Raw genomic sequence first — 11,865 nt, 5'->3', positions numbered from 1 at the left:
AAGCAATCCCTGATTTTAGTCCTGGACTAAAATTACAAATCACTTTTAGTGGACAACAATTTATCCAAATAGATGGATTTGAACTGTTTGCTGGCCAGCATCTGCTTTAACGGCGGTAACTTAAGAATAACTCCGAGTACTGCCGCCATGGCACGATGATTAGCAAAGGCCTGGTTATCAAAGATAAGATTTTGGAGGGTTCCTTTTTCGATGGCTTGCAGTACAAATCGATGGGTACTATTCACCGGTGTAATGATTTGAACCTCTCTTCGCACTAATTCAATGGCCTTTTTGGGGCAGTTACGCACACATACACCGCAACCAAGGCATACCTCATGATCTACTAGAGCTACCTTCTTACCCTCTGTGTTTTTTGACATGGAAATGGCTAAGACCGGGCATACCTTTTCACATTTACCACATCCTATGCATTCTTGCGAAATCTTAGGGATATAGTTTGTCGTAGCCACCGGCTGCATGGGGCTAAATTTTCTCGCTGCTTGCAAGGCTTCACAACAACAACCACAACAATTGCATATAAACGCTGGGGACTCACGAACATTTTCGCCCATTTGCACCAGATTAGCCGCATAAGAACGTTCTAATACATCCATCGCCTCTTGTTTGTCAATTAACCTCACGTGCTGCCCATGTTCGGCAAGGGAACGGGCCACATCTCCCAAGGTGAGGCAAACATCCCAGGGGGCATTTATTTCGCAGGGTTGGTCTTTATGGGACATCTTATGCCTGCAATAACACAGGCCAAGGCCAATATGAGTGGCTTCTTCGATAATATGGCTTGCTCTTTCATAATCCAAAATATGAATGGTATTCTCACTGGTCAGAACTGGCTCCTGCACATAAACCCGCCCAAGACGGGTCTCTGTTGCGAAAAATAAGTCCTTAACAAAATCTTCTTCCACATTCATATATTGATAGTACAATTCACTTAAATACTTTTGATCAATGTCCCCTCGGGTACGCATCAAGGCAAATTCAATAAACCCTGCCATGGGTGGTGGCATTACAAATTGACGCACCCCGTTATAAAATGAATCCACAAGTAACGCCTTCTGGCAAAGTTGCTCCAAAAAAGCTTCTGCTTTCCCTTCACTGACATTCCAGATCTTTGCCGCTTTTTTGGCCGTAAATGGACGAACCGGCAATAGGGCCACCCATTTGGCTTCAGATTCTGTATAGAGAACCTGCAAAATATTATACAGACTCTCCGATGGCGGAGCCCCTTGTGTAAACCAATTGATTCTTTCTTCTAAATTCTTATAGGCATCCTTACTTGTAATATGTCCCATGGATTCACCTTCCTAGTATCAAGATCAACTTGGTGTTTCTCGTTTATATAGCAGACAGACAGTCTCCACATGCTTCCGTTTTTTCCGATAGAATTAACTCACATTTTTCATATGCTACTTTTACACTATCATATTTTCCTAACGTTCCAGAAGAGAACCCATGATATTAAGAATATCCAGTTTACTTACTGGTTCGGCATGTCCCATTACACAGAAATCAAATTCTTCAATTGCTGTAATTAAAGAACATAATTTATCTTTATCTAAATAACAATTATTATAATAATCCACTCCAACAGCATCACCAATAAATAACACTCTTTCTTGAGGTATAAATATGCATGTACAATCTTCACTGTGAGGAGATTCTATATGATGTAATTCTACAACAACATCTCCTAGATCAATTTCCATATTTCCATTGAAAGAGATATCGGAAGTCGTTACCCGTATCTCCGAAAGTAGCGGATATTCTTTCCGGATACAAGTATCAGCAAATTTAATCTCAACCTTTGCTTCCAATCTCTTTTTCATTTCAGAATCTGTCCATTTCCACTTTGCCATTTCCGCTAGTTTATTATTCGTTTTTTTGTGAGCAATTGTAACCCCTTCCACTGCATTCATGCCAAAAGTATGATCCCAATGCCAATGAGTAATAGCAATAAGGTTCGGTTTTCTTAATCCAAAATTACTTATAGCTTCATTAAATAATTCAACATGTTTTTTAGAATTACCTGAGTCCACCATTAAAGAATACTTCTGCCCGTTTATATATTCAAGAATCGGCCTATCAGCCTCTTTATTATACATACTATAAAAAACACAATCTGTAAGCTGCCTCAACTCCATAAAATAAATCCTCCTGTTATATCTAATCCCATCAGCTTTATAAAGCCCAAAACCCTTTATTTTTACCTACATTTCACCTTCTCAATTCTGACACAGCATCTATTTGCCTATTTCTGAGTAAAAAGTACGCCCCCTAACAAAAATTTCCCTGAACTATCCGCCCAAAGGAACATTTCCCTTACCGTGTTATTTGATTTTTTCCCAAATTACATTCCAAGATTCTAAATTACATTCCTTTTTCTGTTCGGCAAAGCGTGTTGAAACTAAATAATGAAATGAAGCGTTACTAACTTTATCCGGCTCGCAATAATATATAACTTTTTTTATTAAATGATTATTTCGTATAGCTTCATTAATATGTTGATCATTCTCACCACTATATCCCAAAATATGAAGTTCATCCAGATCTTCTGAGGCTAAGTTATTCAAATACGACATAAATAGAGTTTGATTACTCTTTTTATGTTTCATTAAGCCCAGTTTTTGTGTTCCATTAACGCCAAGTACTATTATGTATTCAGACTTATTTGATGATGAATAATCAACTTGATTAAATGATTTACAACAAAACCCACCATGAAGATGCTTAACTTTATTATGAAATATATCATCCAATATTAAATCATAATTTGTTGTATATATGGTTTTAAACTTCCGAAAATACCCTTCCAGTTTCTTTTTATTTATTTTATCTGTATGATCAAATTGTTTTTCATCATCACTATACTTTAAATGAAAATCGCCGTTATTATATAAAATCATATTTATTTCAGATGAAAACTTTTCATATAAAGAATCAGGAATCATTTCTATTTTTCTTGCCATATCAATAATTTTCAAAGGTGACTCAATACCTGAAATATTACTTTTATATATCTCATAAACTAGTCCAGCATCATAAAAATATTCTCGGCAGACACTTTCAGCCTGAGTAAATCCATATTCTTTTAATACATTGATAATATGCATCTCTATGTTAGGTTCTATATACAAGCCAGTAGGCCAAGGTTGTACCCCTTCTAAACTGCCATCATCTAAAGATTCATAGATTCCATGACTATATAGAACTTGCACTGGCTCTACATTTTCAAACTTATTATGCAACCGAAATTTGGAGAAGAAATTTTCTACCTGTTGCAATTCGTCAGGTAAACGATTTTTTAGTTCGGCCATAAGATTTTTACTTTTGTAATACTCAATTATTTGAGAAGAGAAACCATTTCCTATAATAATAGCTTTTTTCAAAACAACACCTCCTTTTGCCCTTTTTTGCTCCAAAAACCACTACTATTGTGGTAGACTTTCTCATTTCACCTTCCTGCACTTTTCGCCATCATTATTAACTGAAATCCATGTGGCAAATCCGAAAGCATATCCTGAGTGCATAAGTTCAGCCATAACGACCTTGTTCTGATATTATGCCGACAGCATTGGTTTGTTCGATCCACTGTTTTGGGGTTAATATGAAACTGTTGAGCCCGTTTATCTTTCTTCCCATACTACCATCTCCTTCCATAAACATTATACAAAACATACGTTCTGTTAACAATATAAAACTAATCCTCACAAAAAAAAACTACAAATAATGAAACCGTGACAAGTCGCCACGGTTCCATTAACCCCTTAAATTAGCCCTCGATAACATAAAACATTTAATCGAAAGTAACCGCCTTGGGGTGGTCAATTTTTTGGCTATCACAGTGGTCAACTTTTCGCTTGACGCTACTACATACTTCCTCTAGTAAATACTACCAAACAATTGCAATTTAATGTTACCATTAATAGTATCATAGGAGAAGAGTTATTAAACATGTATGCTTTTAGCGATGTAATCGACTGAATTATCGCAAAAGTCACTCTATATCAGCTACATCAGTCTTATAAAATCTTTCGTCAGTTAACTTCCTTCAGATTGTCAATCTTCGCATCTTGTTCCGGAAACCCGCCTTCTTTATCTTCAGATTCCTGTCAATCTTTACAAAGATTTGCTAATACTCAGGGTTATAGCTGATGCCATTTATAGAATGTGCAAAAAAACGGGTCAAAAAATGCTTTTTTCGACCCGTTTTTTGCTCTTTTTTTGCTCCCAAAACGCTATATATGGTGTTTAAACCCTCCTATTTTTCCTTTTGACCACTAAACGTCATCATTACTATACTCTCAACGTGCCTTGAGGATACAAAAAAGATGCCGTATCTACCTGGTATCCCCTTAGTGTAAAGTTATATTACAGATACGCAAGAAAAATAGTAGCCAACAGTGCTATAGATTTTCCGACGTTTCATCAATAAACACGATTTTAGATCTCACAAAAGCATTTTCAGTTTCTTTTATCTTCTCCCATCTTTTGAATAAATTAGCATTCCATACTGTAGTAGTTTTACTTACTCCTATCAATTGTTGCAACTCAGACAAATCGAAAACATGAAAAAATGCACCAGCATTCTTTGACCTAGTTAATAACTCTTTCCCGATACTTTCCCAATCAAGGAATGGATACATCTCTGATATAAGAACAATACAGTCAATAATTCCATTTTCTCTTTTATGTGGAATATTAATAATCTCTAATTTTTCATTTAATATCATTTCATTTCTACGATATTTTTTTACAGCACCCTCAAGTTGATTAAGTGCTTTATCCAAATGTTTTGTAATATTTTTGATTCTTTTATCCTTATCAATAATTGGTCTATCTAATATTGATAAGCATTTGGATTCAATAAAACAAGTATGGTACTCGTCCCATGCTAAAATGTCGGTTAATTCCCTTCGATTTTCAGTGTCTAGCTGTGGTGATTTCACGGAATTTCCAATGGCATAAAATGCCTCAACTAAATGAAATACCGAGTCTTCTAAGCAGCCCCCTTCATCTTTATCATCAATCGAAAATCTACCGACTAATGGAATAAAAATCTCATTCGGTTCGCCAAACTGAACTTCTAATTTACAAATAATACAGTCAGCGTCTCTTCCTGCCATACGAGCTTCAACCTGCATTTTATATTCTTCATACAAATCATCATCATTCTCAACATCAATAAAATCATAAATATTATTCATATAAGAATAAAACTCACTCGAGTTAAACCTTGATGTAGCTGAAACTATGGGTCTTACAAGTTCATCAAAGAAATGTATCGGGAGTAACTTCTTCGATATCCCTTCTCGTATTGAATTAAACTCATTTTCTGACCTTATTAATTGATAAGTGATCATAGGGCTGGCTATATCATCCCAAATTATTAAGCCACACGCCAAATATGTCTGATTCCTTACGTTTAACGCAGAAAATGCAATAGCAAGCGAGCAACCCGCATATACTGACTTTAAAACTACTTGAGGTAATTTGATCAACATATATGGATGCTCTGGCTCACCAATTTTGGAGAAAAAAATTCCTGAGCGTTCACTTTTCATCTGACATTGATCTTCATAACTAGGTATAAACATATAATTCTCCTCCCTAACTAACTTCTATATTTAATTTCCTTAATTTATTTTTTCAGAGAATTATAGTCTACACGCCACATGCCTGAGGATCAAAAAATGGCACTCAAAACTGGTGGACCTTAGGGGAAAAGGTAGATATCTCACAAATACTTACTCAACTCTTTGTTTTATCTATTATTGCGTAATGTTTAGCTTTTACAAACAAGGCTCCTAAGTTTAACGGTAATTTTTCTAAAATAGTGGATAGGGTAACTTGACCTAAAGTTTCAGAGCCCATTCTATTACTAAACTGCACAATAGTTGAATTCTGTGCAAAAAATCTAAAGAGTTTTTCAAAAAAGCTGTTAACAGAAGATATTGTTTTATCCTGTAACATTGCATCCAAATGAAATACAAGTATTTTAGAATAGTCAAGCTTTTGGTTGTGGCAATCCAAAAGTATCAGTTCGCTCTCACCCGAATATTTCCATGTGGACTCTTTCTCAAAATCCTCAATGAACTTGGCATACATTGTATTGCTAAATGACCATCTAGTCCCCTCAATAGACACAATATGTTCTTCGTCAGGGTATGCATTATGCCAGTAAGCTCCATATCCGGGCAAATAGAAATTAACATTTTTACCAGAGCGATGATGATAATATGGAAGGCTGTCAACAATAGTTCTACCCGCATCAGATTTAGGCCGTGCCAGTAAAATACCTATGATATCATTCGATAGATCGTTTTCTTCGATATCAGATAAAATATCTTTATATTCAAGTGCTTGTAACATAAGATCACCTCGACGTAATTGAACTTCACACCTATTGCCGTTTAAATATGCAAACTATTTTTGTATACCTTGAGGAGATTTTCTTTAGTATTCATGCTGTGTTTTCACCAAGCCGAACTAGCTTAGCAAACTCAAAAACACAAATTTTAATAAACCATTTAACGATAAATAGTTACCTTTCGGGCTTATCGCTTATAAAATCTTCTAGAAATTCTGGTAGGTAGCACTCACAGATTTCCTTCATAACAATTGCATGTCCACCAAATATACGGAATACAACAGCATCTTCCTTTTCGTTGAGCAACATAGGCCTACCATACATTTGTGTACATTCTTCAATTGCCATGATTGGAATGACAGTTCTCAGTCTCCTAATTTCAACTGTACGTGCCTCATCTATGAGATTGTCCTTTTACTTAAAGATAAAAACCCAAATCGATTCATAATGATAAATTAGTACATTTCATCTTTAACATTGAATGATTGGCCTTTTAGGTTATATTTTAAAAATTTGTAGAGTATATAGTTTTCTTTGTCAGTCTCATGTGTAGATAAAATAATCTGTTTGTTTGGAAAATCATTCCTTAGCACTTCTATGAATGATGCTATATTAATATCATCCATAGTTTGTACCGGGTCATCAATTAGAATAAATCCTATGTCATCTGTTTGTTCTGAAATATACCGCTTATTCATTGCAAACAAAAAGGATAGTACAAACCCAGATAACTGCCCTGAGCTGAATGTGTTGAGTATGTCATGTTTTGCATCACCATTCGAAACAAATCTCATTTCGTCTTTATTAATAAATACACCAAGACCATTTTGATAATCCTGCAATATTTTCCCTGTGTATATTAGGAGTGGTACGCGCAACTTCTTCAGAACTAAGTTCTTGTATTCATCAATTGCAACATTATACAAAGTCTTTAAATCATCGAAGTTATTTCTGACTTTTTCAAGTTTCTTCAATTTGATGATTAATGTCTTGATATGATTTTTAATCTGATCGATCTCATTATTTCTCAGAAGACTATTTTGATATCTTACAAACATAATTTTATTATCTGTGGCAGTTTTGTCATTTAAATTTGATTGTTCCATTGATAATAGATCAGCATTTTCCTTAAATATATTGTCATAATTATAGAGCCTTAAATTCTCTGAGAAAGTCTTGTTTTCATAGTCAGAAAGCTTAGACTCGATAATTCTTTTCAGTTCAATAATTTTGTTTGTCTCATCTAGTTCTCTCCACGAATTAACGGCTCCAACAAATTCATGAATTTTTGAAATATCATCTATTTTCTTTTCTGACTTAAGAAGTATAGAATACTCACTTGCAACGGTACGAATTTTTTCAATTTGGTTGTCATCTATGTTCGCAAGTAATTCTCCTATTGAATTAACTGTTGATTTGGAATAAATAGATAGTTTTTCTTTCTTGCTTTTTATTTCAGCAGAAATATTATCTTGTGAGCTTTTCAACTGAGTACTTAAAGCGCTATATGCTTCTTCCAATAACTCAGGTTTATCAAAAGTGCTATCGCAATAAGGACAGCGACTTGCGTTTGCATTGTTTTCTCTAACTGAATGAAGTTTCTCTCTAGCTTGTATCAGTTCATTTGTCTTCTTTTGGTTCTCTCCGAGTTGGGAATTTAGCACTTTTATTTCGCTAACAATAATATCTACGTCATCAATTACTAACGTCTCCTGAATCATTCCTAATTCTTGCAAAGAAATCATGTCTTCTTTTTTATATTTTGAAATATCCAATCCACTACGGAAGAAAGTACTGTATTTAAACACATCCAGTAATCGGTTAGATTTTTCAATTTCATCTTCAACTTGTTTAAGATTAAACTTATTACCATCCATAAATACATTAAATTTTGTGTAATTTGAGATTGCTTCATTGTCATTTGAGAACATCATTATTTCATTATTTTTCAGGTGTTTCCTATAGTCAGGTAAATCATGATATAGGTTATAGATGCCATTTATTTCATCAATATATGCTAAGAGTTGTTTCTCTGAAATATCCTTTAATTCTAGATTCTCAACATCCCATTTTTTCATTTCATAATTTTGAGGATAAACAAGTAACGGAGTATAACTCGTTTCTTTATATACTCCCCCGGCATCATCTAATTTCATTTTTAAATTAGCTATCTTATTCTCTAACTCAGCTTTTGTAGCTTTTATTTCATCATTAATCAAAACTCCATTTTTTGCCTTTGTTGCTCCAATTAAATTTTTCTCTATTTTATCGATCTTTCCTTGTATAGTTTCTGTTTGAAGAAGTCTTGTCATGCTGTCTTTTCTACTGGATATACTATTTTTAAGAAAATGAACGGATTCAGCTTGAGAAACGTAATAGTAAATATTGAAATGCTCTTTTATGTAATTTAAATTCTTGAAACCTAAAATATCGTCCTTCCAATTTATATCACTACTTAAAAATTCATCAAATTTATTTGTATCAACTTCTCCTTCAATACAAGTGAATTTGATAGCAGTATCAATGGTAAGCTTCGTAAGACTATTATCTATCTTTGCAATAATAGTTATCTTTTCATGTCTTTCATTTATCAATGTTAATATTAAATATCCGCATTCACTTGATGTATTTAACAGAATATTTTTACCAAGGTTGGTTCTTCCATCTTCGATCTCCGAATTTAAACGTGTGATTCTTTTAGTAAAAATCAGCTCAATGGCATCAAAAAATGTTGTTTTTCCAAATCCATTAGGTCCCGATAAAATAGTAGGATTTGTATCATGTACAAAATAAAATTCATAGAATTTCTTATAGTCAAAACACTTAAAATTGCGTACTTTTAGACTTTCAATTTTATAACTCACTATTTTACCCCTTTCAACAATTTTTTGATTTCTTTTTCCAAATCATCCTCATCAACTTTAAGGTCATCTTCTAATAGAAGTATCTCCTCAATGTTAGATTCAACATTATTCAAAATTTTATGGTACTTGATTTGCTTGTCTATTAAACCACGTTCAACCTGTTTTTCAATAGGCTCAGGTGCTAATTCAGTTTTAAACTTATACTGCAAAAATGGAAGTTTAGAGAACATTCGAATTACCAAGCCATATGTACTATCTAAATCTTTACCTTCAACCAACTTAAAATAATTATCCTCATCATCTGCAATTTGACACAATGCATCTACTAATGATCTGTCACTAAATTGGGATAGCGAATTTTTCAATTGCTCTAGTTGTTTTTGTGTATAAGGCAAAACATACCTTTTGAAATAATTGGGTGATTCTTCTATTGAATAAACAGCATTTCTATAATTGCTCATATTTTCTATGTTTTCAAATAATAATAGATAGATTGCCGATGTATTCTTATCTATCTGGCTGGCTTCTTTTACGTTACCAAAGGATTCTATTATTTGTTGCTTAAACGAAATGTTGTCCGAATGGATGCCTTTTGAGTATTCATTTTCAAGCTGTTCTAATGCATTAATTACTTCTGCCTCATCTTTTTCAATTGCCCTACAATCTATAGAGTTAATGATGAAATAATTTGCTATTTCCGTGTGTTCATGCTTGTAGAATTTTATATTTGTTCTGCCAACACCGGTTACCTTAATATAATTGTATGAGTTAAAGATTTTATTAATCAAATCATCCATTATCTATCAGTTCCCCCTTTGCAATATCTTTGCTTATTATTCTCATGACTTTTGATTTGTTGTAATTAATTTTTTGCCGTTCAACAGAATCAGAAGTTATATCCACAATTTCATCTAATTCATTCGCCCCCATAACATTAAAGTTATTTTGATTGTATCTATAATCAAGCTTATCTAATCTGTCGGTAATTAAGACATCACTTTCATAAATAAGAAATTTATCTGCATTGTTTAAGCTTAATTCTTTACGCAATTGGGCTTCAAAATCTTCAATATACTCATTTTCATCCAATGTTAATCGATATATTTCTTTGTTTTTTTCAGCCAAAATAACATTGGAATCATAACACTTCAAACATTCAATTTCTTTCAATAATGTAATGAATAAATTGTTAATAACCGCTTCTCTTGGCAAATTATTCTTAGGAGTTCTTAAGAGCAGCTTATATAAAAAATCCTTTTTATCTTCGTAGCTCTTATTGCAAATTTCTATCATCTGATGATATAAATTACACTCATCAAAAGTGGTGCAACTCTCGCAGTCACTACAAACACAATCCGTTCGGCTGCTATTAGGATATTTTTTAAATGTATCGTTGATCAACTGAAGCAACTCATAATACTGATATTCTGTTGTATTACTCTCTGCCTTATGATCTTTTATTATCAGATCAAGCATTTCGGAAAACTCCACTTTACAAGAATTCTTTTTACTGCGAGTATTATGAGAACGTATCACTTCTTTTGAGAGCAAGACTAACTTGTCATATATGAATTGATAATACGTTTCATTATAGAATATACTTCCCTCGGGTTTTGTCTTTTTTAATATCTTCTCAATAATCTCACACGAATTTTGAATGACGTTTGTGGGTGCAGCAAATCTCTCGCTGAATACCTCCCATATATCTGAATCAGATTTACCATTCAATTTCTCTCTGTATGAAGATAACTCTGATATAACTTCATTTATTTTATTAACCACATTCGTTTTTTCTTTATTATCTGCACAAACAAAATCTAATATTTTATACACAGAACCCTTAGTCGTATTGGAAGTAATATGACTAATTACGATAAATCTTTCTTCAGTTTGTTTATATAGAGCATCGCCTTTTTTTATTTTTTCCCCATGAGCAGTTTCTAAAAGTGTTATCTCCCCACCAAATTCTTCCTTTGTCTTAACTTCTTTATTTAGTTCAGATATAAGATAATCAATGCTCTTTATAGTTTTTTCTATAAAATCAGACGAAATATTAGCTTCTGGGACAATATGAAAATAGGCACTTTCAACCTCATACTGCAAAGCAGATAAAATAAAACACATTTTATCATTATCATCTAGATTAACTACTGCACCCTCTTTTACTTGATGCAAACTGATGTAATGATCGTCTTTTATAATTGAAAAGTCCTCTGCACCTTCAATTCCCAATTTATATAGATTGATTTCCCCCTCATTATCTTTTTCAAATTCATCCCATATATGTTTCAAGGCTATAAATAAGGCTATATGCCGTTGGTACTCAAACCCCTCCCAAGACGGAATGGCACTAATAGGTGCTATTATCATTCGCTTTCTCCCTTCTTATATCTCTGCTGCCCCGACGAAGTCTTTTCTATCGGTACAACCCCTATATCATCTGTCTTTATATAGTTGAGAAATAAGGTGCCAAGGAGCAATCGATCACTTCTAGAAATCCGGTTCCATTCGTATCCCTTGAACAGATCTCGTAAAAGGAACACTTCTCCAGATAATAGATTTGATAATTCAGTCTTTACTTTATCTAATAATTCATTCACAGTTGGCATTTTCTTA

The 11,865-nt window shown here is 33.4% G+C and carries 9 protein-coding genes; all 9 read right to left on the bottom strand.

Annotated elements, in window-relative coordinates; genetic code table 11:
* Nucleotides 1–32 precede the first annotated feature (32 nt).
* Nucleotides 33–1,310 carry a 4Fe-4S dicluster domain-containing protein gene (locus tag DESDE_RS07180; protein ID WP_014793377.1) on the bottom strand — a complete coding sequence of 426 codons (1,278 nt, stop codon included), beginning with the start codon at nucleotides 1,308–1,310 and terminating at the stop codon, nucleotides 33–35.
* Between the two features lie 138 nt (nucleotides 1,311–1,448).
* Nucleotides 1,449–2,159: an MBL fold metallo-hydrolase gene (locus DESDE_RS07175; protein ID WP_014793376.1), complete on the bottom strand. Its 711-nt coding sequence runs from the start codon at nucleotides 2,157–2,159 to the stop codon at nucleotides 1,449–1,451.
* Nucleotides 2,160–2,345: 186 nt separating this feature from the next.
* Complete coding sequence (locus DESDE_RS07170; protein ID WP_014793375.1) at nucleotides 2,346–3,404, bottom strand: hypothetical protein; 1,059 nt, start codon at nucleotides 3,402–3,404, stop codon at nucleotides 2,346–2,348.
* A gap of 1,017 nt (nucleotides 3,405–4,421) precedes the next feature.
* Nucleotides 4,422–5,612: a hypothetical protein gene (locus DESDE_RS07165; protein WP_014793374.1), complete on the bottom strand. Its 1,191-nt coding sequence runs from the start codon at nucleotides 5,610–5,612 to the stop codon at nucleotides 4,422–4,424.
* 154 nt (nucleotides 5,613–5,766) lie between these two features.
* A complete protein-coding gene (locus tag DESDE_RS07160; RefSeq protein WP_014793373.1) occupies nucleotides 5,767–6,387 on the bottom strand; it encodes a hypothetical protein in 621 nt (206 codons plus the stop codon).
* A gap of 453 nt (nucleotides 6,388–6,840) precedes the next feature.
* On the bottom strand, nucleotides 6,841–9,249 hold the full coding sequence (locus DESDE_RS07155) for an AAA family ATPase (RefSeq protein ID WP_014793372.1): 2,409 nt from the start codon (nucleotides 9,247–9,249) through the stop codon (nucleotides 6,841–6,843).
* Nucleotides 9,249–10,046 carry an ABC-three component system middle component 1 gene (locus DESDE_RS07150; RefSeq protein ID WP_014793371.1) on the bottom strand — a complete coding sequence of 266 codons (798 nt, stop codon included), beginning with the start codon at nucleotides 10,044–10,046 and terminating at the stop codon, nucleotides 9,249–9,251. The genes DESDE_RS07155 and DESDE_RS07150 overlap by 1 nt, the downstream gene beginning before the upstream one ends.
* Nucleotides 10,039–11,619 (bottom strand): ABC-three component system protein, encoded by a 1,581-nt coding sequence (locus DESDE_RS07145; RefSeq protein ID WP_014793370.1) that lies wholly within the window; start codon nucleotides 11,617–11,619, stop codon nucleotides 10,039–10,041. Before DESDE_RS07145 ends, DESDE_RS07150 begins: the two co-directional genes overlap by 8 nt.
* The gene (locus DESDE_RS07140) at nucleotides 11,616–11,858 is read right to left on the bottom strand and encodes a single-stranded DNA-binding protein (protein ID WP_014793369.1); all 243 of its coding nucleotides are present in this window, start codon (nucleotides 11,856–11,858) and stop codon (nucleotides 11,616–11,618) included. The genes DESDE_RS07145 and DESDE_RS07140 overlap by 4 nt, the downstream gene beginning before the upstream one ends.
* Nucleotides 11,859–11,865: the final 7 nt, after the last annotated feature.

Source organism: Desulfitobacterium dehalogenans ATCC 51507 (assembly GCF_000243155.2).
In the GTDB taxonomy this organism is placed as follows: Bacteria; Bacillota; Desulfitobacteriia; order Desulfitobacteriales; family Desulfitobacteriaceae; genus Desulfitobacterium; species Desulfitobacterium dehalogenans.
The sequence above is the reverse complement of the archived record's forward strand: the minus strand, read 5'-3'. Positions and strand labels throughout refer to the sequence as shown.

Excerpts from the sequence above, each read along its gene's own strand:
- DESDE_RS07150 (WP_014793371.1), bottom strand. The coding sequence starts at position 10,046 with ATGGATGATTTGATTAATAAAATCTTTAACTCATACAATTATATTAAG.
- DESDE_RS07175 (WP_014793376.1), bottom strand. The coding sequence starts at position 2,159 with ATGGAGTTGAGGCAGCTTACAGATTGTGTTTTTTATAGTATGTATAAT.
- DESDE_RS07180 (WP_014793377.1), bottom strand. The coding sequence starts at position 1,310 with ATGGGACATATTACAAGTAAGGATGCCTATAAGAATTTAGAAGAAAGA.
- DESDE_RS07165 (WP_014793374.1), bottom strand. The coding sequence starts at position 5,612 with ATGTTTATACCTAGTTATGAAGATCAATGTCAGATGAAAAGTGAACGC.
- DESDE_RS07140 (WP_014793369.1), bottom strand. The coding sequence starts at position 11,858 with ATGCCAACTGTGAATGAATTATTAGATAAAGTAAAGACTGAATTATCA.
- DESDE_RS07145 (WP_014793370.1), bottom strand. The coding sequence starts at position 11,619 with ATGATAATAGCACCTATTAGTGCCATTCCGTCTTGGGAGGGGTTTGAG.
- DESDE_RS07160 (WP_014793373.1), bottom strand. The coding sequence starts at position 6,387 with ATGTTACAAGCACTTGAATATAAAGATATTTTATCTGATATCGAAGAA.